The sequence below is a fragment of the Phocaeicola coprocola genome (assembly GCF_041333015.1).
GTDB classification, from domain to species: Bacteria; Bacteroidota; Bacteroidia; order Bacteroidales; family Bacteroidaceae; genus Phocaeicola; species Phocaeicola coprocola.
Map to the genome: position 1 here is coordinate 721,224 of NZ_JBGKGM010000001.1, position 26,462 is coordinate 747,685.

The 26,462-nt window shown below is 40.0% G+C and carries 15 protein-coding genes, 2 tRNA genes and 3 rRNA genes; 16 read left to right on the forward strand and 4 right to left on the reverse strand.

The genetic code is table 11. The annotated features are described in order from the left end of the window. Positions 1-37 precede the first annotated feature (37 nt). Entirely contained in the window at positions 38-571 is a 534-nt protein-coding gene (locus ACDG22_RS03110) for an RNA methyltransferase (protein WP_040312161.1), read from the reverse strand. A 455-nt stretch (positions 572-1,026) separates the two neighbouring features. Here ACDG22_RS03110 and nadA point away from each other — a divergent pair, with 455 nt between their 5' ends. The 6 genes from nadA to ACDG22_RS03140 all read left to right on the forward strand — a co-directional run bounded on the left by nadA (position 1,027) and on the right by ACDG22_RS03140 (position 9,492). After that, positions 1,027-2,019 carry a quinolinate synthase NadA gene (gene nadA / locus ACDG22_RS03115; RefSeq protein WP_007570703.1) on the forward strand — a complete coding sequence of 331 codons (993 nt, stop codon included), beginning with the start codon at positions 1,027-1,029 and terminating at the stop codon, positions 2,017-2,019. A gap of 299 nt (positions 2,020-2,318) precedes the next feature. Further along, positions 2,319-2,687 carry a carboxypeptidase-like regulatory domain-containing protein gene (locus tag ACDG22_RS03120; RefSeq protein ID WP_270230852.1) on the forward strand — a complete coding sequence of 123 codons (369 nt, stop codon included), beginning with the start codon at positions 2,319-2,321 and terminating at the stop codon, positions 2,685-2,687. An 81-nt stretch (positions 2,688-2,768) separates the two neighbouring features. Continuing rightward, on the forward strand, positions 2,769-3,722 hold the full coding sequence (locus ACDG22_RS03125; RefSeq protein ID WP_007566304.1) for an IS110 family RNA-guided transposase: 954 nt from the start codon (positions 2,769-2,771) through the stop codon (positions 3,720-3,722). A gap of 565 nt (positions 3,723-4,287) precedes the next feature. Further along, positions 4,288-6,921 (forward strand): SusC/RagA family TonB-linked outer membrane protein, encoded by a 2,634-nt coding sequence (locus ACDG22_RS03130; protein ID WP_270231036.1) that lies wholly within the window; start codon positions 4,288-4,290, stop codon positions 6,919-6,921. Between the two features lie 23 nt (positions 6,922-6,944). Further along, entirely contained in the window at positions 6,945-8,477 is a 1,533-nt protein-coding gene (locus tag ACDG22_RS03135; protein WP_040312155.1) for a RagB/SusD family nutrient uptake outer membrane protein, read from the forward strand. A 64-nt stretch (positions 8,478-8,541) separates the two neighbouring features. Further along, positions 8,542-9,492 carry a pectinesterase family protein gene (locus ACDG22_RS03140; RefSeq protein ID WP_270231038.1) on the forward strand — a complete coding sequence of 317 codons (951 nt, stop codon included), beginning with the start codon at positions 8,542-8,544 and terminating at the stop codon, positions 9,490-9,492. Positions 9,493-9,569: 77 nt separating this feature from the next. Here the strand turns inward: ACDG22_RS03140 and ACDG22_RS03145 are convergent, their stop codons facing one another. Continuing rightward, entirely contained in the window at positions 9,570-9,986 is a 417-nt protein-coding gene (locus tag ACDG22_RS03145; RefSeq protein WP_370858769.1) for a helix-turn-helix domain-containing protein, read from the reverse strand. Between the two features lie 150 nt (positions 9,987-10,136). Between ACDG22_RS03145 and ACDG22_RS03150 the strand changes: the two genes are divergently transcribed. The 3 genes from ACDG22_RS03150 (at position 10,137) to tnpC (ending at position 12,700) form a co-directional block, all read left to right on the forward strand. Continuing rightward, positions 10,137-10,505: a hypothetical protein gene (locus ACDG22_RS03150; protein WP_009131422.1), complete on the forward strand. Its 369-nt coding sequence runs from the start codon at positions 10,137-10,139 to the stop codon at positions 10,503-10,505. Between the two features lies 1 nt (position 10,506). Further along, positions 10,507-10,851: an IS66 family insertion sequence element accessory protein TnpB gene (gene tnpB / locus ACDG22_RS03155; RefSeq protein WP_007567398.1), complete on the forward strand. Its 345-nt coding sequence runs from the start codon at positions 10,507-10,509 to the stop codon at positions 10,849-10,851. A gap of 88 nt (positions 10,852-10,939) precedes the next feature. Further along, the gene (gene tnpC / locus ACDG22_RS03160) at positions 10,940-12,700 is read left to right on the forward strand and encodes an IS66 family transposase (RefSeq protein WP_143723011.1); all 1,761 of its coding nucleotides are present in this window, start codon (positions 10,940-10,942) and stop codon (positions 12,698-12,700) included. Between the two features lie 7 nt (positions 12,701-12,707). On the opposite strand, the gene ACDG22_RS03165 is transcribed toward tnpC, so the two are convergent. After that, positions 12,708-15,524 (reverse strand): sensor histidine kinase, encoded by a 2,817-nt coding sequence (locus ACDG22_RS03165; RefSeq protein WP_370858770.1) that lies wholly within the window; start codon positions 15,522-15,524, stop codon positions 12,708-12,710. A 304-nt stretch (positions 15,525-15,828) separates the two neighbouring features. Between ACDG22_RS03165 and istA the strand changes: the two genes are divergently transcribed. Beyond that, positions 15,829-17,436, forward strand: a complete 1,608-nt coding sequence (istA, locus tag ACDG22_RS03170; protein ID WP_007566682.1) for an IS21 family transposase — start codon at positions 15,829-15,831, stop codon at positions 17,434-17,436. A 6-nt stretch (positions 17,437-17,442) separates the two neighbouring features. Continuing rightward, a complete protein-coding gene (istB, locus tag ACDG22_RS03175) occupies positions 17,443-18,165 on the forward strand; it encodes an IS21-like element helper ATPase IstB (RefSeq protein WP_040311749.1) in 723 nt (240 codons plus the stop codon). Between the two features lie 43 nt (positions 18,166-18,208). Here istB and ACDG22_RS03180 read toward each other — a convergent pair whose 3' ends face one another. After that, positions 18,209-19,498, reverse strand: coding sequence for a ligand-binding sensor domain-containing protein (locus ACDG22_RS03180; RefSeq protein WP_270231150.1), 1,290 nt, complete (start codon positions 19,496-19,498; stop codon positions 18,209-18,211). 1,021 nt (positions 19,499-20,519) lie between these two features. Between ACDG22_RS03180 and ACDG22_RS03185 the strand changes: the two genes are divergently transcribed. From ACDG22_RS03185 to rrf, 5 genes are all read left to right on the forward strand, one after another. Next, a 16S ribosomal RNA gene (locus tag ACDG22_RS03185) occupies positions 20,520-22,047 on the forward strand. 124 nt (positions 22,048-22,171) lie between these two features. After that, positions 22,172-22,245, forward strand: a tRNA-Ile gene (locus ACDG22_RS03190). A gap of 81 nt (positions 22,246-22,326) precedes the next feature. After that, positions 22,327-22,403: transfer RNA gene (locus ACDG22_RS03195), tRNA-Ala, on the forward strand. Positions 22,404-22,507: 104 nt separating this feature from the next. Then, positions 22,508-25,387: ribosomal RNA gene (locus tag ACDG22_RS03200) — 23S ribosomal RNA — on the forward strand. Positions 25,388-25,473: 86 nt separating this feature from the next. After that, positions 25,474-25,582, forward strand: a 5S ribosomal RNA gene (rrf, locus tag ACDG22_RS03205). Together the 16S, 23S and 5S rRNA genes with 2 tRNA genes alongside form the textbook arrangement of a ribosomal RNA operon. Positions 25,583-26,462: the final 880 nt, after the last annotated feature.

The window sequence follows — 26,462 nt, forward strand, 5'->3', positions numbered from 1 at the left end:
TCCTGGTTTTAACTGTCTGAAACCAAGATGTATCTTTTTATCTTTTCATCATTTTATTGGCAAACTCCCATAAAACAATGCCAGTAGTAACAGATACATTCAGTGAATGCTTTGTACCGTACTGAGGTATTTCAATACATCCGTCACACATATCTACAACTTCCTGCTGTACGCCTTTTACCTCATTTCCCATAACAATGGCATATTTTTTATTGGGGTCTAAAACCAGATGATCGAGCATTGTGCTCCCTTCACACTGTTCAATAGCCAGTACAGTATATCCCTCTGCATGAAGTTCATTTACAGCTTCTTGTGTCTGTTTACAATATTTCCAATCAACAGTATATTCAGCTCCTAAGGCCGTCTTATGCATCTCTGGATGAGGAGGTGTAGCAGTAATGCCACATAAATAAATACAATTAACCAAAAAAGCATCTGAAGTACGGAATACAGCACCTATATTATGCAAGCTACGAACTTCATCCAGTACAACTACCAATGGAAGTTTTTCAGCTTCCTTAAATTCCTCCACCGACAAGCGGTTCATTTCAGTTATTTTCAGTTTTCTCAATTCAGACATAATTCAATCTTTATTCGTTCACAAAGATAGAAACTATATTTATAACCTTGTTGAAAACGGTGGAAAAGGTGTAAAAAACCTAAGCAAAGAAAATAAAAAATAAATCTTGTATTATCCGAAGAAAACATTATAGCTTTCACAAAACAAACATTCCAAGAAACTTAACAGAAAGTTTCATCACAAGTTTAAACATATTTTTTAGCCAAAAATCGGAAATGAATAAGGGGAAAGTTTTTAACTTTGCGACATATCAACAAATAGTTAATAGAAGCGGTAAATCGTGTAATATCAAGACATAAGCTTGTTAATGGCTATTTAATATCTCATGCTCGGATATTTATAACCTAAAAAGCAAGAAATCCGGTATTCTTTTTACTAACACTATTAACGGGCTATTATAACTATCATATATTCTTTCAAAAAAGAAGAAAAAATATAATCTAATAATGAATAAAGAAGAATGGTTGAAAAAGGGTTATGTTACTGAACCCGTAGATAAGACGCTTGATCTGAAAGCTGAGATAGACAAGTTGCGTAAAGAAAAGAATGCCGTAATTCTGGGGCACTACTACCAGGCTGACGAAATACAGGAAATTGCTGACTTTATTGGAGACAGTCTTGCGTTGGCACAATGGGCTGCTAAAACAGATGCAGATATAATTGTGATGTGTGGAGTACACTTCATGGGAGAAACTGCTAAAATATTGTGTCCGGATAAAAAAGTTCTGATTCCTGATTTCAATGCCGGATGTTCACTTGCCGACAGTTGTCCAGCTGATAAGTTTTCTCAGTTTGTCAAAGAGCATCCTGATCATACTGTTATTTCGTATGTCAATACCAGTGCTGCGGTAAAGGCAGTGACTGATGTAGTGGTTACATCTACTAATGCCAAGCAGATAGTAGAGAGTTTTGCAAAGGAACAAAAAATAATTTTTGGTCCTGATAAAAATTTGGGTAATTATATTAACTCTATTACTAACCGGAACATGTTACTTTGGGATGGTGCTTGTCATGTACATGAAAAATTTTCTGTTGAGAAAATTATCGAACTGAAAAAGCAATATCCTGATGCGGATGTGCTGGTGCATCCTGAATGTAAAGGTGCAGTGGCTAAACTTGCCGATAAGGTAGGATCAACAGCCGGTTTGTTGAAGCATGCTATTGCTAGTGACAAAAAGAACTTTATAGTGGCTACGGAGAGTGGAATTCTTTATGAAATGAGAAAGAAATGTCCGGAAAAGAATTTTATTCCGGCTCCTCCCGAAGACAGTACTTGTGCATGTAATGAATGTAACTTCATGCGTTTGAATACACTCGAAAAATTGTATAATACATTGAAGTATGAGTGGCCTGAAGTAATAGTTGATAATGAAATCGCCGATAAGGCAATCCGACCTATTAAGAAAATGTTGGAAATTTCTGCAAAGCTTGGATTATAAACAAATTGTTAAAAAAGAGATGAGAAATTCATGCTTTTCTTAAAACGTGTTATAAAGCATATTTTTCTTATCTCTTTTTTTGTTAGTTTCCAGAAAGTCCGTATCTTTGCACTGTGTTTTTCATAGTATTAGATTTAAGGTTAACAAAGGTTGGAGTACAGCGGTACTCCTTTTTTTATGTCCATACGTTACGAAATTCTTGCTGAATATCATTTATTCTACTTCTTTGGTCAGTTTTTACCTTTTCTTATTTTGCTTATAGCATAAATTTGCCCATATGAATTTTAAATCTTAAGTCAATGAAAAACAAATTAATCAAACATTTCAGTATTGTTAGTTTTATTCTGATGATACTTTGTGTGCAAAATATCATGGCACAGAAAAGAACCGTTTCTGGAATCGTCACTGATTCAAAGAATGAACCCTTGATTGGAGTTAATGTTACTATTAAAAATGCTTCTACAACAGGAACCATTACAGATATAGATGGTAAATATAGCTTAGAAATACCATCGGGTAATTCTGTTTTAGTATTTTCTTATATAGGATATTCTACTCAGGAAGTAAAGGTCAGTAATCGGTCGGTAGTAGATATCGTTTTAAAAGATGATATGCAAGCTTTGGAAGAAGTTGTAGTAGTAGGATATGGTACAATGAAATACCCATGAGATAAAAAATCACGCCCAAGAGAATGTAAATAGTCAAGCTGAAGTTACCTTTGTATAGTGTAACCCTAAAATGTATCAGTTATGGCAGAAGTGACATTCCCTCAGTTGATACAGCGCGCTTGCGGTATCGACGTCCACCTGAAGGTTGTGGTGGCGACAATTGACGGAGCAGGCATCCAACGCGAGACCCGCTCATTCAAAACCTTCACGAGTTCTTTGAATGAATTGAAAGAATGGCTATTGTCCAATGGTGTAACGCATGTGGGAATGGAGAGTACCGGTGTTTACTGGAAGCCGGTTTATAAGGTTCTTGAAGATTCCATTCCCAATGTCTGGATAGTCAATGCCCGTCACATTAAGAATGTTCCGGGTCACAAGACAGACAAGATGGACAGCGAATGGATCTGCAAGCTTCTTCTGGCAGGTCTTCTCAAACCGAGCTATATTCCTCCCAAGGAGCAGCGTCAGCTTCGTGACCTGACGCGTTACCGGAACAAGCTTATTCAGCAGATAGCTTCAGAGAAGAACCGTATGATGCGTATTCTTGAAGACTGCAACATCAAGCTTTCAAGTGTAGTAAGTAATACAAGCGGTACGACAGCTACTTCTCTTATTGATATGCTTTGTGAAGGCAAAGTCCTTACTCTTGATGATATAAATTCAGTTTATCACGGTAAACTGTCAGCCAGTCCTGAAGAATTGCTTGAGGCGTGTACCGGTTTTGTTGAAGAGCATCACATTTATCTTCTTCAGATGATCCGAAAGGATATAGACCAGACTCAGACTTTGGTTGATGATTTGTCCGAACGTATAAAGAGACTGTTGTCCAAGTACGAGAATGTCCTTGAACTTCTCAGGGAGATTCCCGGTTTTAGCACCAAGGTTGTAGAGGATCTGGTTTCTGAGATAGGTCTTGACATGTCCCACTTCCCTTCTGAAAAGCATCTTTCGTCCTGGGCCGGTCTTTCTCCGGGCAACAACGAGAGTGCGGGTAAAAAAAAAGCGCACGAATCACTCACGGAAACAAACAGGTAAAGGCGGTAATCACAGAAGCCGCATGGGCTGCGACCCGTACAAAGAATACGTTTTTTAGTGAGAGATACCATCGTATAGCTGCCCGCAGAGGAAAGAAACGTGCCTTGATTGCAGTGGGACATTCTCAGTTGATATCCGTTTATCTGATACTGAGTACAGGGTCCCGTTACCATGAACTTGGAGCACAATATATGCAATCCAAGATAGAGCAGAAACGCAAGGTATATTTGTCTTCTGAACTTAAAAAGCTTGGATACAATGTCTCACTTACTAAAGTTCCACAAGCTGTAACACTGAACTAATAATATAGACCAAAGGCCGACTTTTACTGGAATTACCATAGCCCGACAATGAAATTGGTCTCAACAGCTAAGCGCCAAAGATTGTGACTTATGTACACGTGTATGAAACTTTTAAATTCTTAGCTGTTGCTATTTATTATTGTACAATAGCCGCACTTGTGTTCTCATAAGTGCTAATCTTTCTTTTATCCAAAACCTCGGATTTATATCAATTTTAGTATAAACCTGTCCTACTTTGTGTGTAGGACGCTTAATATTTACGTATGAAAAAATCGGATTTAACAGGTTCTGTTTCCTCTATTACTAGTGATAATTTTAAATTAGGTACAGATTTAACTCCTCAGCAGTTAATGCAAGGAGCATTTTCAGGTGTGAATATCAGCCAGAATAGTGGTAAACCTGGAGGTTCTAATACGATTCGTGTTCGTGGAGGAACATCTATTACTGCTTCGAATGACCCTTTATATGTAATTGATGGAGTACCTATTTCAACTTCTGCCGGAGTAAACCAAAGTAATATAGGGTCCTCCACTACTGATTTTTTTGATCAAGAGCCTATAAATCCGCTATCTAATATTAATCCTAATGACATTGAATCTATAAATATATTGAAAGATGCTTCTGCTACTGCAATTTATGGTTCTAGAGGTGCTAATGGAGTAATTATGATTACTACCAAAAAAGGAAAAGCGGGAATGCGTCAACTAGATTATAGTTTTAATTTAGGTGTTTCTACTGTTGCAAAAAAGCTGGATGTTTTAACAGGTGATGAGTATCGTAAGACTGTATCTGAATTAGGTTTGACTTTGGATGATAAAGGACAAAATACGGATTGGCAAGATGTTATTTTCCGTACTGCGATTAGCCAAAATCATTATGTTTCTTTTATGAGTGGTAGTGAGAATACTAGCTATCGTGCTTCTGCTGGTTATAGTAATCAAAATGGTGTTATGGAGGGTTCTGGCATGAAAAGTGCTAATGCTCGTATGAATATCAATCATAAAGCATTAAATGATAAGTTGAAACTAAATATGAATATTAGTTATGGAGAAACAAATTCAGATCAGGCTCCTGTTTCAAATACTGTAGGTAGTGAAATGGGAAGTAGTATGCTGTATGAAGCTTATGTTTTCAATCCCACTTATCCAATTTATAATGAAGAAGGTGATTATTATGATGTGCCTCCATATCGTGTAAATCCAGCTTCATTCTCTAAAGAATTATTGGATGAACGTGCGACAAGTCAATTTTTAGGAAATCTTACTGCTGACTGGAATTTCTATAAGCCTTTTACCTTGCAGGTAAATGCAGGATATAATAAGAATACAATAAATCGTAATTCTTATATTTCAAAAAGTAATTTATTGGGAAACGGTAATAATGGATATGTGACTGTGCAGAAACTATCTGATTATTCAAAGCTATTGGAAACCATTTTAAAATATAATCAAAGTTTTGGAAAACATAATATTGATGCGATGGTAGGATATTCTTGGCAATATTTTTATAGCGAAGGACAGACTACAAAAGCTTATGGATTTTTATCTGATAATTTTAAGTGGTATAGTCTGGCAGCTGCACAGACAGTTGAATCTGTTAGCAGTTATGCTGAAAGTAATACCTTGATATCTATGTATGGACGTATAAATTATAACTATGCAGATAAATATTTGTTGACAGCAACAGTTCGTCGAGATGGATCTAGCCGATTTGGTTCTGGTAATAAATGGGGTATCTTTCCTTCTGTTGCTGCATCTTGGCGTATTTCACAAGAAGATTTTTTTCAGAACGATATAATGTCTGATTTGAAACTTCGTGCTAGTTTTGGTATCACAGGTAGTCAGGAAATAGGTAATTATAATTCTTTAAGTACTTTGGGAGCAAGTACCAATGGTTATTTAGTTGGAGGAGAAAAGATAACTATAGTACTACCTCAACAATATACAAATCCTGATTTGAAGTGGGAACAAACTGCTCAAACTGATATAGGTATTGATTTTGGATTTCTTAATGGAAAAATTAGAGGTAGTATAGATTATTATTATAAAAAGACAACGGACCTTCTTTTATCTGTAGCAGTTCCTTCTCCTTCATTAATTACTACACAAATAGCGAATGTTGGAACAGTTACTAATCAAGGTATTGAATTAGATTTGTCATTTGATTTAATGCGTACAAAAAATTTCGCTTGGGATGCAAACTTGAATTTAAGTCATAATAAAAATGAGGTGGTAAGTTTGTCTAATGGCCAGTGGACAGGAGATAATATGCAAGTTGCGCCGTGTCAAGGACAAGGATTATCTGGTACATATGCTCAATTGATTATGCCAGGACAACCGATAGGTACATTTTATGGTAAACGATTCATTGGTGTAGTAGATGGAGTAGAGCAATTTGCTAACGATGGAGAACCGGAGGTTATTGGGTGTGCTCAACCAGACTTGACATTTGGATTGGGAACAAATCTTCAATATAAAAATTGGACATTATCATTGAATTTCCGAGGAAGTATAGGTAATGATGTATATAATTGCACAGCCAATAACTTGGCATATTTAAGTAATCTTCCTGGTAGAAATGTATTAAAAGAAGCTGTAACCTCAGGTGTTAATCGTGATCAGGCAAAAGTTTATTCTTCACGATTTATTGAAGATGGTTCTTTTGTGCGTTTGGATAATCTTTCTTTGGGATATAATTTTAGTTTACCGAAATTATATATTTCAAATGCCAGAGTATTTGTTTCTGCACAAAATCTGTTTGTTATTACAGGTTATTCTGGTGCTGACCCTGAGGTCAATTCGGAAATATCACGTACAGGAGTTGCTCCATTGGGAGTTGATTATTTAAGTTATCCTAAAGCTAGAACATTTAGCATGGGTATTAATCTTTCTTTCTAATCATCTTTAAAATAAGTAAGCATATGAAAACAAAAAATATAATAAAACTAATATTCTTATCTTGTCTAGGAGTTGGTTCTTTAACTTCTTGTTTAGATCTTGATGAAGAATTATACGGTAGATTATCTCCTGAAACTTATTATCAAACAGAGGAAGAAGCATTGTCTTCGGTTGTTGGTGTTTATTCATATCTTTCGTATATGTCAAGAGCTGGTGGTGACGGATGGCGTATTGGAGAATTTGGTACAGATGAATTTTTCTGTCCAGGTAGAGCTAGTGGAGGATGGTATGATGAAGGTAATATGGAGATGATGTCGCATAAAGTAACACCTAATAATGAGCGTATAGCTACTTGTTGGGGAACTTATGTATTTCCGGGTATTGGTGCTGCAAATGCGGTTATGGCTAGTTTAGAAGCTTCTCCAATAGTTGAAAGCTTAAAACCACTTATTGCAGAAGTTCGTGCTTTACGTGCCTATGGGTATTACTATGCTATGGATTATTGGGGAAATGTTCCTGTTTTTACTGAGGCTCGTGTTGATCCCAATAATTTGCCTAAAACGACTCCTCGTGCAGAAGTTTTTAAATTTGTCGTGGATGAATTTACTGAAGCAGCAAAGGATTTACCTTCTATTAAAGAGGTTAATAAAACAGATTACTATCCTCGTTTGACAAAAGAAGCAGTTTATACAGCTTTAGCTTCATTATATTTGAATGCTGAAGTTTATTCTGGAACTGCACAATATGATAAGGTTGTAACTATGTGTGACAATGTTATTGAAACCAATAGTTATGAATTGGAAGATAGAGTTGGCGATTGTTTCTTGGCTACAAATGAAGCTAATTCGAAGGAAATTATTACAGCTTTCTCTGTAGATCCTTCCAAAGGAGTAGATGGTAATGAATTTATATTGTATGCGCAACATGCCTTAGACCAAAAAAAATATGATCTTCCTTTTGCACCGGCGAATGGTTATTGTTTCACGGATGAAGCTTTAAATAGATATGAGAAGGGTGATGAACGTTTGGAGTTATTAGAATATGGACCACAGTATTATCAAGATGGAGTAACACCTTTATGTGATGAAAATGGAAATCAGTTGGTTTTAACTACTATTAAAGATATGATTTCTGCACAAGAAAATGAGGGATATCGTGTTTTAAAATATTCTCCGGTTGGAGTTGTTTGGGCCGGAAGTAAAGGAGATAATGATTATGTATTGGAACGTTACTCTAATGTTCTTTTAATGAAAGCAGAAGCTTTGTTCCGGTTAAATCAGGATTTGGATGTTGCATTAGAATTAGTAAATCAAGTACGTCGTCGTAGTAATTGTCCTGAGTGGTCTGATTTGACTTTACAAAAAATAGAAGAAGAACGTGCTCGTGAATTTATTTGGGAAAATCAGCGTAGAAGAGATATGATTCGTTTCGGATCTTTCTTTAATAATACTTGGTTTTACAAAACAGAAAAAACTGAATCTTGGAGAGGTATATATCCTATACCAGCAATCCAAATAACAAATAATCCGAATTTGGAACAAAATCCTAATTATTAATTTATACAGCCAAGTTACATAGATACTGATGTGATATGTAACTTGGCATTTAATTTTTTGTATTATGAAGTTTATAGTGGGATTAATATGTATCTTTTTTTCTATAAAAGCTTTTCCTGAATCTATATATTATAAAGTTGTTGCTCAGGATGGCAGTGGTGATTATTTGACAATTCAAGAAGCCGTAAATTCAGTTCTTGTATACCAGGAGCAGCGTAGTGTCATAAAAGTAAAGCCTGGCATATATCGTGAAAAACTGGTTATTCCGGCTGCATGGTGTAATATAAGTCTGATAGGAGATGATCCGGCAAATACCATAATATCTTATGACGACAATGCTAATAAAAATAACATGGGGACATTCAGTTCGTACACTGTTTTGGTACATGGCGATGGTATTCGTTTAGAAAATCTGACAATTGAGAATGCTTCTCAAATGCAGGGACAAGCGGTAGCCTTACATTTAGAGGGAACAGAATCGGTTATTATAAATTGTCGTTTATTGGGAAATCAGGATACAGTATTTACAGGAAACAAATATGGACGTTTTTATTTTTACAATACTTATATAGAAGGAACTACCGATTTTATTTTTGGTCCTGCTACTTGCTGGTTCGAACATTGTGTTATACACAGTAAGGCTGATTCTTATATTACGGCTGCATCTACTCCTGCTTCACATCCATTTGGATATATTTTTAATGAATGTAAGTTGACGGGAAAAGATGATTTGAAAGTTTACTTAGGGCGTCCCTGGCGTGAAGCAGCCTATACCTTGTTTATGAATTGTTATCTGGGAAAACATATCCGTCCTGAAGGGTGGCATAATTGGGGGAATCCTCAGAATGAACAGACTGCTCGTTATTTGGAATATAATAATAGAGGTGAAGGGGCTGATATTTCCAGACGCGTATCTTGGGCGAAAGTTTTGACTCGTGATGAAGCTGATCGTATAAAAATAGATGTTGTTTTTCCAGATTTAAAAGAATGGAGTTCTTATTATTCTGGAAAGTAAGAAATAATTTTTATACAGAAATACAGGTTTCAAATAATCAGCCTGTATTTCTGTATAAAGTCTAGTGATAATAAATATTACCTATCAATATTATTTTTATATTCGGTAGGAGATATGCCATAGGTTTGCTTGAAACATTTACTAAAGTAATGGGCGTCATTGAATCCTACCATATAAGCTATTTCTGAAATATTATATTCTTTATTTTCTATTAATTGTAAAGCTCGTTTCATTTTCATTTGTTTTAAGAAATCAATAGGTGATTGTCCTGTTATGCCTTTTAGTTTTCTGAAAAAGTTTGAACGGCTCATATCAACAGATAAAGCCATATTGTCCACAGAAAAATCACAATTATCCATGTTTTCTGTTATTGTTTGGATAAGTTTATCCATAAATTTCTGGTCTGATGCAGATAATACAGGCATATTTTCCTCTTTTACGGATTTCTTTTCTGATTTTGGAGAAAACAGTGTCTGACAATAAATTTGTTGCAAACGTTTGCGTTGTTCTACTAGGTTGTGTATTCGGGCTTTTAAGTAAGTTGCACTAAATGGCTTGGTTATATGTAACCATTCTATTTTCCGCCTTGACACGCATGTTCCCTAAACCTACCTTTGCGCCGTAACCCTTAAACAACAATGATTATGGCAAAAGAAAAAGTAAACTACCAGGAGGTATATGACCTCTATCAGTTATGCAGTGAGACCAAGGATCTTCGTGAGTTCTGTGCGGATTATGGAGTAAATTACGACAAGTTCATGAACTGGCAGCGTCATCAGCTATGGAGCGAAAAGTTAGGCAAGACAGTCCAGGTTGAGCAGCCCAAGGTTGCCAAAGTCCGGATAACCGGCAAGCCTTGCAACAGTCCAACCGTAAAGTTGGAGGTGAAACAACCTGAAGGTGAATCTCCGATTAAGTGGGTAAAACTGCAATTGACATCAGGTGCCACATTGTTCCTAAGAAATACCACAGTTCTTGATTTGAGTCTGTTGCTTAATAAAATGATAGGATGATATGCTTGGACTTAGCGCTAACCTGAACTATTACCTGTTCAACGGTAATGTGGATTTGCGGAAAGGAATCTTCCGCCTGTGTGAGAGTATAAGGGAAGAGATGTCACTTGACCCGAGCGATGCATCCAATGTATATATGTTCATGTCCAGGAACCGAAAAGTTGTGAAAATACTTCATTATGAACGCGGATTTTATGTGCTTTACGAGAAACGTCCTGTCATGGGGAGATTCAAGAAACCTGTGTTTGATGAAGTCTCCAAATGCTACCGGATACAATGGTCGGACATGGCCTATCTTACGGAAAGTATAGTAGTTGACAAGATGTACGTCAGTCCGAAAGATTAATATTAATACATTGATTATCAATAAAAATAATATAAGAATAAACGATAAAAAGTTTGCGTAACTGCCTGATTTTTCGTACCTTTATATCATGATTGATGAAAGGGCATACGAGTTACTTTGCTGCCAACTGGGTCTGGCGAATGAGGAAAAGGCGGGGCTTCGCAAACAGGTAAACGAACTGATTGCGAGGCTTAAGGCTATTGAAGAATCAAACAAAGAGAACTCCAAGGCTCTGGTTGATACAATCAATGAGTTGTCCACAACAGTCGAGAATAATCGAAAGGAAATGGAACTTATGAGAAAGCAGCTTGAGGCAAAAGACGAGGTGAACATGATGCTTGCAAATGAGATATCCAATCTCAGGCTTCAACTTGAGGACAGCAGGAAACACCGTTTCGGCCGTACCTCAGAGCAAAGAAGGCTGCTGAACAACCGTAACATTGACAAGTCTGCAATGGAGAAGTCCGAGTACGACGGTTCTGGCAAGAAAGGTGATGATGATAATAAGACCGATGGTAACGGTACCGGCAGCAATACCTCTTCCGGTAACGTACCTGCACAGAACTGCAGGCCTTCAAGGAAAAAGGAAACTGCTCCCCGTGCAGCAAAGACCAGGCTGAAGGTGGATAAGGTAATTGTTCATGAAATAGAAGACTATTACCAACTCCCGGATGGTGCAAGGCTTATGAAGCGTAACGGAATGGCTGATGTGTGGGAATACAGGTTTATAGAACATGTGCGTGCTCATAACGTGGAGCATGTGTACAAGGTGGCAAGGGTAAAGCTTGCAGACGGCACTTTCACTAACACGATGGAGCATCCCTTGAAAAACCTTGGAGGAATCTTTTCCCCTGATTTGCTTGCCCGTCTGCTTTGTCTGAAATATGACTTCAGTATGCCTGAGAACAGACAGATAAGACTGCTTGCAAGAGAAGGCATCCACATAAGCAATACCACGCTGAACGGCTATATCCATAACGGAATCTCCAGGCTTAGGGAGTTTATGGAAGATGTCTTCAAGGAGTTTGTACAACAGGCAAAATACCTTATGGTTGACGAGACGACCGAGCTTGTCGGAGTTGAAACACCGGAAGGCAAGGCTTACAGGAGAAAGTATTTATGGGCTTTTTTTGCAAAGCATGTCAAGTTGGTTTACTATCATTACAATAACGGCAGCAGAGCCTCTGATGTAGCAAAGACCTTCCTTGAACATTTTATGGGATCTGTATCTACAGACGGATATACGGTTTACAGGATGTTCGACGGAGAAGACTCAAAGGTGCTTCATATAGGATGCTGGACACACTGCAGGAGGCTGTGGGTCGATGCCTTGCCATCAGACAGAACTGCGATGGATATAATAGACCCTATCGGTGATATGTTCAGAAATGAAGACTTGTTCCGCACAATGAAACTCAGCGGTGAGCAGATTAAGGAAAAAAGACTTAAGCTTACGAGACCTATTCTTGAACGTATCCATCATAAGGTGGTCATGATGATGCAGGATACCAAACTCATGGCAAACGAACTGATGAGAAAGGCTGTGAACTATACGATAAACCAGTGGAAATCCCTGAAAAATATCCTCAAGGACGGTTCTGCGGAAATATCGAACAACCTCTGTGAGCAAAGGATGAAACCTGTAAAGCTGCTGCTCAAGAACTGTATGAACATAGGCAGTGAGGATGCAGCAGGAAACTCGGCATTCATCTTTTCTCTGATAGAAAGCTGCAAGCTTAATGATATAGCCCCTCAGGATTACCTGAAGCACTTGTTTGAATGTATTCTTCATGGTAAGGACTGCGACAAGAAGGTCCTTCTGCCATGTTTTTATAAATCGGAATGTTAAAATTAAACTATTTTCTTGCGGACATTTTTATTTTATCGGCTGAAAAACAGCCGATAAAATTGTCGTGGCGGAAAATAGAATGGTTACTGGTTATATAGTCGTCTGCGCCATATTGCATCCCTTCTAGTTTACTTTCGATAGACGATTTAGCACTAAGTAAAATTATAGGAATGTGGCTGGTTGATATATTGTTTTTTAGTTCATTCAATAGTTCTATACCATTCTTTTGAGGCATCATGATATCACTAATGATAATATCGGGCAATTGCTCTAAAGCAATTTTTATACCTGTTTCTCCATTGTCTGCTTCTAAGATAGAATAAGATTCCGCTAATATTGTTTTAAGAAAGCGGCGAAGCTCATCATTATCTTCTACCAACAAAATTGAATCTTTGTTTTCTTCTGTTTTTTGTTCTGAATCTTCTGTGGTTGTAATAATCGTATTATTGGCCATTATTGGTTTTATGGTTTTATTCATAATATCATCGGATACTATGAATTCTGTATTAGGACTGAAATGACCGTTACCTTTTTGTAGATTTACAGTAAAACAACTTCCTTCGTTAGGTTGGCTTTCTACTGTAATAGTTCCATTATGCATTTCTACAAGTTCTTTGGTTAGCGATAATCCTATTCCTGTACTTTCTTGAGTATGGATATGTTGGTCGGAAAAGGTTTCAAAACGTATAAATAAGCGTTTTAGCTGATTTTTAGTCATTCCAATACCTTGGTCTATGATACTGATAGATATGATTTTTTCATTTTCTGTTACTTTTACTATAATATTTTTTTCTTTGGGAGTGTATTTAAAAGCATTTGATATTAAGTTGAAAATGATTTTTTCCAATTTGTCGATATCAGCCCATAAAATAACTGGGTGTTCAGGAGCATTTAATGATAAGTTAATATGTTGCTCATTTGCCAAATAATTAAAATTCTCCATGATTTGGCGTATGAAAGGAAGGAGATCAAATTGCTGTACATGCATTTTCATCTTTTTATTTTGTATTTTTCTGAAATCAAGAATTTGATTGACCAAACGAAGCATTCGATTGGCATTTCGTTCTATGATAAGTAATTGTTCACGAGCTTTATCTTCTATGGTTTTATTGTTTAGTAACTGTTCTACCGGTCCCGTTATTAGTGTAAGTGGAGTACGAAGTTCGTGAGATATATTTGTAAAAAAACGTAATTTGATATCAGATATTTCTTGTTCGATAGAAACCTTATGTTTTAGTCGATAGATAACAAATAAAATATAGGAAGTAATAAATATTATTACTGAAATAAGAAGTGTATATAGTAGATATGCCCATGGTGTTTCCCAAAATGAGGGTAAAACTGTTATGTCTATGCTTCGAGTATTATCTACCCAAATACCGTCACTGTTTGTAGAGCGGACTTTTAGAATATAATGACCTTTAGGGAGATTGGTGTAGTTGGCCGAACGTTCTTGTCCTATATAGTTCCAGTTTGTTTCGAATCCATCCAGTCTATAGGCATAAAACAGATTATCGTGATTTTTCATGTCTAATGCAGCAAACTGAATGTTGAATGCATTTTGGTGATATGGTAATGTTATTTGATAGATATCATCTATGTTTTTATGAATCAAGCTACTATCAGAAGGTGTTATGATTTTCTCTCCTGATTGAAATTGGGTAAATACAATAGGAGGAATATATTCACTATTTCGAATTGAGTCGGGGTGAAAATAGAGTGCACCTTTGAATGTATTGAATAGTAAATAGTTGTTTGGAGTATGTAATGCTTCTCCTTCATTAAATTTAAAATAAGTGGGAAGATCCCAGGATGAGTATGTTATAACTTCTTTAGTAGAAGGGTTGAATTTACATAATTCTTCTTCTGTAGCTAACCATAGGTTGCCTTTATTATCTTCCTCTATGGATAAAATAACATTTGCAGGTAAATGATTTTGGGTAGTATATGCTTGAAAAAGCAGGTTCCCATTATTATCTTGTATTGCTTTGTTTAGTCCTCCTCCAAAAGTTGCAAGATAAATATTTCCATTTATTTTACTAAATAAAATTTGGTGTATATTATTGTTGCTAAGACTATTGGGATTTGTATCATCGTATGTATAATGTTTGAAGGTTATATCTTCTGCACGAGTTGAGGTTACATCTGTAAGTAGTAATCCGTTGGTTGTTCCTATCCATATTCTTCCTATGCTATCGCTTATTACATATCGAGCACGACTGCAAAGATTTATTGGATATTTTTTTAGAGAGTTGGCAGAATGATAGAATATATAGTCATTAGTATTTAAATTTACATAATTGACTCCTCCTCCAAAAGTGGCTATCCACATACGTTTGTATTTATCCTCACACATGCTATATACATTGTTGTCACTTAAACTATGCAAATTTGTCGTTTCATGCATGTGATAATTTAATGCGTACTTATTTTTTTGCAGAGGAGTTGCTATAATTATTCCATCTCCTTTTGTTCCTATCCAGATACGCCCTTTATGGTCCTCTGTAAAACAATATGCTGTTCCAATTTTATCTTTTTGAAAAGGTGATATAGAACCATCTTTGGTGAGAAATCCTTTAAAATGTAAGTTATTGTCATATATTCGTATGGTTTGGTCCTTTATTCCCATCCATATATTTCCTTTGCTATCTTGGAAATTTGCACGTGTGTAATTTTCAAGTGATTCATTATCTGAAGGGACATTTTGATATAGATGAAATGGGTTAGTATTAAATGTGACTTTTTCTAATCCATTATTATAAGAGCTACATATTCCGGAGCATACCCGTTCACTTTCCGGCAGCTTATTAGGGTATAAAACCATACCTTAAAAGCGTAATTTTTATCCGTTCATCCCCTAAAAGGATGAAAAAATGGATAACCAGACATTAAAATCTCAATTTTTCCGGAGCATATCCGTTCACCTCCGAGAATTGCAGGTTGTAGCACCCTTTTTCCGGAGCATACCCGTTCACTTTAGACGTATGCTTTCAGATTTTCCGGAGTATATCCGTTCAGCCGTGCATGGAATTGTGAGCGTATATCTTCGTTTCCGGAGCATATCCGTTCATTCTTTCCCCGGTTTCAGTTTCCTTTGTGCTGGTAAGCTAACAAGAAACAGCACAGTCATGGCAGGAACAACAAAGGATATGAGTCTGATAAAACAAGTACTCCAGCTCAAGCAGGCCGGAGAATCCAACCGCGGTGTAAGCCGCAAGTTACCGATTGACAAGGAAACCGTCAACGGTTATGTGAATACAGTAAAAGCCAACGGATGGAACATCAGCGACCTCCTTGAGATTGACGATCCCGAGTTGGAACGGATGTTCCATGCTGGTTCTCCGGCATATACGGACAGGAGAATGGAAGAGTTTCTGATCCTGCTACCCAGATACAGGGAACTGCTGGCGGACCCCAAATCCCATGTAAGCCGTCAGGTCCTGTTCGATGAATACCGTGCGACTCATCCCGATGGTTACGGCAAGTCACAGTTCTATTACCATCTGAAGCAGAATCTCGTTGCGAAGAAGGATGTTACGGCCGTACTGGCCAACACCTACAAACCGGGTGAAAAGCTCATGGTGGACTTTGCCGGTGACAAGCTCAGCTATGTGGATGCCGAAACCGGAGAAATTGTCAAGGTGGAGGTGTTTGTCGCCTGCATGCCTTACAGCGACTATACCTATGTGGTATGTGTACCTTCGCAGAAGACGGAGGACTTTCTGTATGCCATAAGGATGTGTCTGGAACATCTGGGCGGTGTACCTTCCATACTGACTCCTGACAACCTCAAATCGGCTGTAATCAGCAATGACCGGCATGAGCCGAAGCTGAACAAGGCTCTTGAGGACATGGGCAACTACTACCATTTCGTGGTACTGCCATGCGACCCGGCATCGCCGACACAGAAGGCTCTGGTAGAGGACTCCGTAAGGATTACATATAACCGTGTCTATGCCAGATTGCGTAACCGTACCTTCCATTCACTCCTGGAACTGAACCGTGCCGTATGGGAGCTGATGGAAAGGCACAACCAGACCCGTATGCAGAAGCGTCCCTACAGCCGTGAGGAGCGTTTTCATGCCATGGAGAAGGAGCTGCTGAAACCCTTGAAACCGGAACCCTATGAGATGCGCCTGTATGCCGATCTGAAAGTACAGGCAAACTGCCATGTGGAGCTGAGACAGGACAAGGTGACCCATTTTTACTCCGTCCCCTATATCCATGTAGGAAAACAGGCAAGAGTAGTCTTTACGCGTTCATGGGTCAAGGTCTATGTGGAGCAGAAACTGGTGGCCTCACATATCCGCAGCCATACATACGGCTATACCACAGTCAGGGAACATCTCGCATCCAGCTGCAGGGTGATTATGGAGCGTTCGGCAGCCTATTATGTGGAGAAAGCAAAAGATATATCACCTGACTGCCATGAATATGTAAAAAGAATCTTTGACCCCAAACGTACCGCACAGCCTGAAGAGGTGTATTACAAGCTGTGCAACTCCATAGTCAGCCTCAGAAGGAAGTATGACCTTGCCACGTTTGACCTTACCTGCCGTCAGTGCATGGAGTACGGTATTTACTCCTACAGCAAGTTTGAAGCCATACTCAGACGTAACGGCATGAATGCATCCGCAGACGAGACGGTAATCTTCCATGCGCCTACACCGTCAAACCACGGGAACATGCGCGGAAAAGACTATTTTACAGGAAATGACATAAACCAACAACAATAAATGATTATGAGCAACGAAACAGAAAGAACACTGCACGAGCTGAAGCTTCCGGGAATGGCAAGCTGCTGGAGCTCTCTGGAAGAAACACATCAGTTGGACAAGCTTACCCTGCGTGAAGGCATGCAGATCATGCTCCAGTACGAACGTGACACGAGAGGGAACAACCGCATCCAGCGTCTTATAAAGAATGCCGGCTTCCGTCTGAGAGCCTCGATGGAAGAACTTGAAACGGACACGGCAAGGGGCATACAGACCTGCTCTGCAGCCGACCTTGCAACCGGAAATTACATCACGGGCGGAATGACGGTCATCATTACCGGACCGGCAGGAACCGGGAAGTCCTACTTTGCCTGTGCCCTGGGTGACAGGGCATGCAGGAACGGCCGGAAGGTACTGTACTTCACGATGAACATGCTCATCGAGAACCTGAAGCTTGCACATCTGGAAGGACGGGAAACAAACTTCTTCCGGAAGCTGAACGCACATGACCTGCTGATTATCGATGACTTTGGGATGGTCAAGCTGGACGGCCAGATACAGCATGACTTTGAACAGATCATAGATGACCGGTACAACCGGAAGGCACTCATCCTGGCCAGCCAGCTTCCCGTTGCAGACTGGTATGATGTGTTCCAAAGCGAGCTCATTGCGGAAGCCTGTCTGGACAGAATCGTGCATAAGGCAATAAAATTTGACCTTAAAGGAGAGAGCCTAAGAAAGAAGTATTAACTTTGCCAACAACACTGAATACTAACTGGGGACTGAACGGATATCACCGGAAATGCTGAACGGGTATCCGCCGGAATATGCAATAAGAGCCAAGCCAAAGATTTCCCTGTCTGTCAGAGAATATAGCTGTGACTTTATTTTCTGAATCCCATCCTGATTGGCGTTCAGTATTGAAAAATGGCTTAAGTATATTTGTTTTTCTTTCATAATATCCTAATCCTCCTCCTGAAGGATGTATCCATAGATTGTGATTTATGTCTTCACACACGTACATTTCAGGTCGGGAGTTGACTGTCTGCTCATTATACCTATCTTTAATGGTAAAGTGTTTCAGTTGTGGAACTGGATTAAAAGAAAGATGAGTTATTCCCAATGTATTTGCGGAACGTATCCAAACTTCATTCCTGCTATCTATAAAGACTTCTTTAATGTAGTTATTTTTAAGTTCTTTGTTTGTTTGAGCTGTGAAATGTGCAGTAGTTCCTTGGGATATTTCATATATTAATATTCCGTCGTCTTTTGTACCGAGAAATAATTTATTGGAACCTATGTTGCGTATAATGTTTATATTACTTTGGGTTGCAGTATAAAATAATGTAAATTTATTATTTTTCTTATTATACTGCCAGATGCGACCTTTGCTTCCAGAGAAGTAAATATCTGTATCTGTTTCAGTTGCATCGTACACAGAATTAGGTAATTTGTAGTAATGAATGGTATATAAATGATTCTTGTTGAATATTAATTTATAGATTCCTGCTTGTGAAAGAATCCATAAATTGTTTTTATCATCTTCCAATAAGTTATATACTTTGCTTTTGGATAAATGGTTTTTATCGAAAAAATTATAAGCACGTAATGTTTTTCTATCTGTAGAATTATAAGCTTCAATAAGGTCTCCTTTGTTTGTTATAATCCATGTATGGCCGTAGTGGGATGGATGAATTGATTCTGCCTGATAGTTAGAATATGGTAATGACAAGAAAATTTCGTTTTCCATATCGAAGCGGTATACTTGTAAATCGTAGCTTATCATCCATAGATATGACTGTTCTCCTTCCGCTAAATAGTCTATTCGGCTGTTATTGAATCCATTATTATTTCCTTTTCTGTTTTTGTAATTTTTAAAATGATAACCATCAAATTTATAAATTCCATCCCAAGTGGCAAACCAAATAAATCCTTTGGTGTCTTGGAGAATATGCATAATCGTTTTTTGATATAATCCATCGGATGTCTTATATTGTGTAAAAGTATGAGGAGGTTGTGCATCTATTTTACAAATAGTACAGCATAACAAAATTAAAAGATAGATAAATTTTATATTTTTCATGTGTTTTTATAGTGTTTGTGTTTATCATTGCAAAGTTAATTTTTTAATTAACATGAATGATATTTCTTGAATTTATTGATAATATGAAGATTTTTATCTTTTGTTTTTTATTGCGTGTTCGTCATGTTTATTTGTAGAATTCCGGTTTAGAGCGACACGAGATTCTTAAATACATACTTGTTTTTTTGCATATTCATCGGACATGAATGGTATATTTTTACTTGAAGAAACAGTGCCGCTTTGTGCATTTCCGTCGGTACTGATAATCAGTCTGTTCGTTATGCTGAAAAAAATATGCTGTAATTTTTAAAAAAGAAGGTGTATTTTTAGTGAAAAGATGCCGTTGTTTTGATGAAGAGAAGGCGTTGTTTTGGCGCCGTGTCGCTTTTTGCGGATAATGCGGTGTATTTTTCTTCGCGCACATGCGCCCGCCCGCGCAATAAATATTATTGTGCATGTTTTCCTCCTCCTTCTGCGTCCGGTAAAAAAATATGCCGCGTAACATAGCTGTTTTCCAGTGTCTTACGAAAAAACTTTGGGAAACGGTCAAAAAAAAGTCGTGTAAAAGTTGGAGTTTGCGAAAAAGTGCGTAATTTTGCACCCGCTTTCGAGAGAGAAACGCGCTGAAGCATTGACAGAGTGAACGTGAGGTTTCCGGTTTATCGGTTGTTGCCTTGTATCTTACCTTAGCGGTGCTAAGGGAGCGAGAAGGGCTTGCGGTTCCGGTTTCTGACCGCTGGAAAATTTTTTCGAAAAAACTTCGAAAAAATTTGGTGGTTAAGAAAAAACCTCTTACCTTTGCAAACGCTTTCGCTAACAAACGGAAGCTTAGAAATAAGAGATAGTTCTTTGAAAGACTTTGGATAAACAAACGAAATGTAGTACAAGCAGTAGTCATGTGATATATATAATGTGTATCCGTGATGAAGTGATAAAACCGTCAATCTGATTAAATAATCAAGAAACATTCGGTCACCTGAACAGAGACAAAAAGTACTCGCAAGAGTGAAAAAGATATTTTACAATGAAGAGTTTGATCCTGGCTCAGGATGAACGCTAGCTACAGGCTTAACACATGCAAGTCGAGGGGCAGCATGAACTTAGCTTGCTAAGTTTGATGGCGACCGGCGCACGGGTGAGTAACACGTATCCAACCTTCCGTTTACTCAGGGATAGCCTTTCGAAAGAAAGATTAATACCTGATAGTATGGTGAGATTGCATGATGGCACCATTAAAGATTTATTGGTAAACGATGGGGATGCGTTCCATTAGGTGGTAGGCGGGGTAACGGCCCACCTAGCCTGCGATGGATAGGGGTTCTGAGAGGAAGGTCCCCCACATTGGAACTGAGACACGGTCCAAACTCCTACGGGAGGCAGCAGTGAGGAATATTGGTCAATGGGCGAGAGCCTGAACCAGCCAAGTAGCGTGAAGGATGAAGGTCCTACGGATTGTAAACTTCTTTTATACGGGAATAAAGTTTCCTACGTGTAGGATTTTGTATGTACCGTATGAATAAGCATCGGCTAACTCCGTGCCAGCAGCCGCGGTAATACGGAGGATGCGAGCGTTATCCGGATTTATTGGGTTTAAAGGGAGCGCAGACGGGAGATTAAGTCAGTTGTGAAAGTTTGCGGCTCAACCGTAAAATTGCAGTTGATACTGGTTTCCTTGAGTGCAGTTGAGGCAGGCGGAATTCGTGGTGTAGCGGTGAAATGCTTAGATATCACGAAGAACCCCGATTGCGAAGGCAGCTTGCTAAACTGTAACTGACGTTCATGCTCGAAAGTGTGGGTATCAAACAGGATTAGATACCCTGGTAGTCCACACGGTAAACGATGGATACTCGCTGTTGGCGATATACTGTCAGCGGCCAAGCGAAAGCATTAAGTATCCCACCTGGGGAGTACGCCGGCAACGGTGAAACTCAAAGGAATTGACGGGGGCCCGCACAAGCGGAGGAACATGTGGTTTAATTCGATGATACGCGAGGAACCTTACCCGGGCTTAAATTGCAGACGAATTACGAGGAAACTTGTAAGCCGCAAGGCGTCTGTGAAGGTGCTGCATGGTTGTCGTCAGCTCGTGCCGTGAGGTGTCGGCTTAAGTGCCATAACGAGCGCAACCCTCGTGGTCAGTTACTAACAGGTTAAGCTGAGGACTCTGGCCAGACTGCCATCGTAAGATGTGAGGAAGGTGGGGATGACGTCAAATCAGCACGGCCCTTACGTCCGGGGCTACACACGTGTTACAATGGGAGGTACAGAAGGCTGCTACCCGGCAACGGGATGCCAATCCCCAAAACCTCTCTCAGTTCGGACTGGAGTCTGCAACCCGACTCCACGAAGCTGGATTCGCTAGTAATCGCGCATCAGCCACGGCGCGGTGAATACGTTCCCGGGCCTTGTACACACCGCCCGTCAAGCCATGAAAGCCGGGGGTACCTGAAGTGCGTAACCGCAAGGAGCGCCCTAGGGTAAAACCGGTAATTGGGGCTAAGTCGTAACAAGGTAGCCGTACCGGAAGGTGCGGCTGGAACACCTCCTTTCTGGAGCGTGACCTGAATAAGGGTTTTGTCCCTTGTGCTGCATGGGAGTTTGTTTAACGATATAGAAGAGAGAAAGATGAAGCCGAGTCGGTAACAGACTAGGTTGAACTGAATCACAAAAGCTAGTCCTATAGCTCAGTTGGTTAGAGCGCTACACTGATAATGTAGAGGTCGGCAGTTCAACTCTGCCTGGGACTACCCGAAAGGAAGGAAGAAAAAAACTTCCTTAAAAATTTGCAGTAACGAAGGAAAACGCTTACCTTTGCAGCCGCAAAAAACGGGGGATTAGCTCAGCTGGCTAGAGCACCTGCTTTGCACGCAGGGGGTCAACGGTTCGAATCCGTTATTCTCCACCATAAAGATAGGTCTATGACATGATGTAACAAGCAAAAAGTAATTTTAGTACGAAAGCTAAAAGTATATATCATCCCGCACTATAATATATAGTGTGCACGTGATAAGGAAAGTAGGAAAGGGCGCATGGCGGATGCCTTGGCTCTCGGAGGCGATGAAGGACGTGATAAGCTGCGATAAGTCACGGGGAGGTGCAAATAACCCTTGATCCGTGAATCTCCGAATGGGACAACCCGTTACCTTGAAGAGGTAACATCCATCAATGATGGAGGCTAACGCAGGGAACTGAAACATCTTAGTACCTGCAGGAAAAGAAAATAACAATGATTCCCCCAGTAGTGGCGAGCGAACGGGGAAGAGCCCAAACCGTTCATGTTACGGCATGGACGGGGTTGTAGGACCGCGTCGTTGCAAGAAATTTTGCGAGAAGAACGATCTGGAAAGTTCGGCCGAAGACGGTGACAGCCCGGTATTCTAAGCAAGACGAAGCATAGCGGTATCCTGAGTAGCGCGGAACACGAGGAATTCTGCGTGAATCTGCCGGGACCATCCGGTAAGGCTAAATACTCCCGAGAGACCGATAGTGGACCAGTACCGTGAGGGAAAGGTGAAAAGCACTTCGAACAGAAGAGTGAAATAGTACCTGAAACCGTGCGCCTACAAGCGGTCGGAGCACGAAAGTGTGACGGCGTGCCTTTTGCATAATGAACCTACGAGTTGCCGTCTTTGGCAAGGTTAAGGGACATGAGTCCCGCAGCCGAAGCGAAAGCGAGTCTGAACAGGGCGTCAAGTCAGCGGCGGCAGACGCGAAACCAAGTGATCTACCCTTGGCCAGGATGAAGTCTGGGTAACACCAGATGGAGGTCCGCACCAATAAGCGTTGAAAAGCTTCTGGATGAGCTGAGGGTAGGGGTGAAAGGCTAATCAAACTTGGAGATAGCTCGTACTCCCCGAAATGCATTTAGGTGCAGCCTTGCGGGTTACTGATGTGAGGTAGAGCGACTGATTGGATGCGAGGGCTTCACCGCCTATCAAGTCCTGACAAACTCCGAATGCGCATCAGTTCTACCGCAGGAGTGAGGGCATGGGTGCTAAGGTCCGTGCCCGAGAGGAGAAGAATCCGGACCACCGGCTAAGGTCCCGAAATGACAGCTAAGTTAAACTAACGAAGTCTGATTGCTAAGACAGCTAGGATGTTGGCTTGGAAGCAGCCATTCATTTAAAGAGTGCGTAACAGCTCACTAGTCGAGGAATCGGGCGTGGATAATAATCGGGTATGAAGTTGTCTACCGAAGCCGTGGGATCAGCAATGATCGGTAGGGGAGCATTCCATTCCGCGTCGAAGGCGTGGCGTGAGCCATTCTGGAGCGTATGGAAAAGCAAATGTAGGTATAAGTAACGATAAAGGGGGTGAGAAACCCCCTCGCCGAAAGACTAAGGTTTCCTGATCAACGCTAATCGGATCAGGGTCAGTCGGGTCCTAAGGCTCAGCCGAACGGCGAGGCCGATGGCAGAAACGGTTAATATTCCGTTACTACCTTTGAGGGTGACGTGGGGAAGCAGTAGTGACACTGCCGCGGGCTGACGGAATAGCCCGTTAAAGAGTGTAGGCGTTGATTTCCGCAGGCAAATCCACGGAAAGAGCCGAACTTGACAGTATGGAGCGTCCTTCGGGACAATCCAACAGCGCAGGTAATCAGACTGCCGAGAAAATCCGCTAAACATAACTTCAGAGGTACCCGTACCGCAAACGGACACACGTAGTCGGGTTGAATATACTAAGGCGCTTGGGTGAATCACGGTTAAGGAACTAGGCAAACTGACCCTGTAACTTCGGGATAAAGGGTCCCTCCTCGCAAGAGAGGGCGCAGAGAATAGGTCCAGGCAACTGTTTAACAAAAACACAGGGCTGTGCGAATATGAAAGTAGAAGTATACAGCCTGACACCTGCCCGGTGCTGGAAGGTTAAGAGGAGATGTCATCGCAAGAGAAGCATTGAATTGAAGCCCCAGTAAACGGCGGCCGTAACTATAACGGTCCTAAGGTAGCGAAATTCCTTGTCGGGTAAGTTCCGACCTGCACGAATGGTGTAATGATCCGGACGCTGTCTCAACCGTGAGCCCAGTGAAATTGTAGTATCGGTGAAGATGCCGATTACCCGCGATGGGACGAAAAGACCCCGTGAACCTTTACTATAGCTTAGCATTGAATTTGGGCACGCGATGTGTAGGATAGGTCGGAGGCTTTGAAGCAGTCACGCCAGTGTTTGTGGAGCCGCTGTTGAAATACGACCCTTTGTTTGTTTGAATTCTAACTCTTGGTAAGAGGACATTGCTTGGTGGGTAGTTTGACTGGGGTGGTCGCCTCCAAAAGCGTAACGGAGGCTTCTAAAGGTGCCCTCAGGACGATCGGTAACCGTCCGCAGAGTGTAATGGCAGAAGGGCGCTTGACTGGGAGACAGACAAGTCGAGCAGGTAGGAAACTAGAGCATAGTGATCCGGTGTTTCCGTATGGAAGGGACATCGCTCAAAGGATAAAAGGTACTCCGGGGATAACAGGCTGATCCCTCCCAAGAGCTCATATCGACGGAGTGGTTTGGCACCTCGATGTCGGCTCGTCACATCCTGGGGCTGGAGAAGGTCCCAAGGGTTGGGCTGTTCGCCCATTAAAGTGGCACGCGAGCTGGGTTCAGAACGTCGTGAGACAGTTCGGTCTCTATCTATCGTGGGCGTATGAAATTTGCGTGGCTCTGACACTAGTACGAGAGGACCGTGTTGGACCGACCTCTGGTTTACCGGTTGTGCCGCCAGGTGCATCGCCGGGTATCTAAGTCGGGATCGGATAAGTGCTGAAAGCATCTAAGTACGAAGCCGGCCACAAGATTAGATTTCTCAGGGTCGTCAAAGACGATGACGTTGATAGGATGCAGGTGTAAAGGTAGAGATACCAAAGCCGAGCATTACTAATTGCCCGTATGCTTTCCTTGTCAGGAAGGATGGGTGATATATACTTTCAGCTTCTTGAGAAGTGCTTGAATTACCTGCTTGTTAGTCATGAATACATAAAGGATATTCAGGTGACTATTGCACGAAGGTTCCACCTCTTCCCATTCCGAACAGAGAAGTTAAGCTTCGTCACGCCGATGGTACTGCGCAAGTGGGAGAGTAGGTAGTCGCCGTCTTAGGAGAAGCCCTGCAGCATCACAAGTGCCGCGGGGCTTTCTTTTTTTGCATGAGGGCAGAAAAAACGCCGCCGGCTCTTGCCCTTCTGGAGAGTGCCCTTCGACGAGTCGATGCCGACTTGATGTAAAAGCTGAGAAATATAAATTTTTGCCAGTCTGAATAAAAAAGAAAGTCTTATTTTACTTCCTCTAAACAGTGAACGAAAGTTCTTTTGAGGCATTAAAAGATTTATGTAGCATCTGTGAAATACCTCTCAGAGGAAGAAGTTTGATTTCTAGACTATGTTTGTATGAATCCTGCCACTCTTCTATAAGTATGGATGACTTATCTATCTTGTTATATCCATTTTGCAAACCTTATCAATGCGGTATCATTGAATATAGGTCTTTATAATGACTTATTTTGCTTAATGATTAACTGTAATCAGGCTGAAAAGAAAATTTTTGTATCAGTGTTTATAATAACAATATCTTTTGTACTCTTTTCTTTTTATATACAAGAATCTTATACAGTTTATACATGAACAGATATACTTTTTCAATTTTTGCAAATATGTTGATATTTCTTTCAGAGAGAATCTATTTTTCTATGTGATAAAGTAACTTTCAACTCATGTTATTGTGATATTGCTTTTCAAAGAGATTTTTATTAGCACAGAAAGTATTGTTAGACTTTTATCTCGCAGAAGTTTTTCACATAGTGATGGAGAAAAATAGGAAACTGTTTGATTACCATTTTTGAATATCCGTTTGAAATTTATGAATGATATATAGTCTATTGTTTTTAAATAATGTGATATCTAGGAATAAGAAATAATTTAAAGGCCTTATATAATTATAAATTGATTTGATTGTTTCTTTTGAATAGTTATTACCGTTT

What these genes read in the sequence shown, in the direction of transcription:
- ACDG22_RS03120 (WP_270230852.1), top strand. Translation starts at nt 2,319, where the DNA reads ATGAAAAACAAATTAATCAAACATTTCAGTATTGTTAGTTTTATTCTG.
- ACDG22_RS03165 (WP_370858770.1), bottom strand. Translation starts at nt 15,524, where the DNA reads ATGGTTTTATACCCTAATAAGCTGCCGGAAAGTGAACGGGTATGCTCC.
- istB (WP_040311749.1), top strand. Translation starts at nt 17,443, where the DNA reads ATGAGCAACGAAACAGAAAGAACACTGCACGAGCTGAAGCTTCCGGGA.
- ACDG22_RS03135 (WP_040312155.1), top strand. Translation starts at nt 6,945, where the DNA reads ATGAAAACAAAAAATATAATAAAACTAATATTCTTATCTTGTCTAGGA.
- ACDG22_RS03140 (WP_270231038.1), top strand. Translation starts at nt 8,542, where the DNA reads ATGAAGTTTATAGTGGGATTAATATGTATCTTTTTTTCTATAAAAGCT.
- ACDG22_RS03125 (WP_007566304.1), top strand. Translation starts at nt 2,769, where the DNA reads ATGGCAGAAGTGACATTCCCTCAGTTGATACAGCGCGCTTGCGGTATC.
- tnpB (WP_007567398.1), top strand. Translation starts at nt 10,507, where the DNA reads ATGCTTGGACTTAGCGCTAACCTGAACTATTACCTGTTCAACGGTAAT.
- ACDG22_RS03180 (WP_270231150.1), bottom strand. Translation starts at nt 19,498, where the DNA reads ATGAAAAATATAAAATTTATCTATCTTTTAATTTTGTTATGCTGTACT.
- tnpC (WP_143723011.1), top strand. Translation starts at nt 10,940, where the DNA reads ATGATTGATGAAAGGGCATACGAGTTACTTTGCTGCCAACTGGGTCTG.
- istA (WP_007566682.1), top strand. Translation starts at nt 15,829, where the DNA reads ATGGCAGGAACAACAAAGGATATGAGTCTGATAAAACAAGTACTCCAG.
- nadA (WP_007570703.1), top strand. Translation starts at nt 1,027, where the DNA reads ATGAATAAAGAAGAATGGTTGAAAAAGGGTTATGTTACTGAACCCGTA.
- ACDG22_RS03150 (WP_009131422.1), top strand. Translation starts at nt 10,137, where the DNA reads ATGGCAAAAGAAAAAGTAAACTACCAGGAGGTATATGACCTCTATCAG.
- ACDG22_RS03130 (WP_270231036.1), top strand. Translation starts at nt 4,288, where the DNA reads ATGAAAAAATCGGATTTAACAGGTTCTGTTTCCTCTATTACTAGTGAT.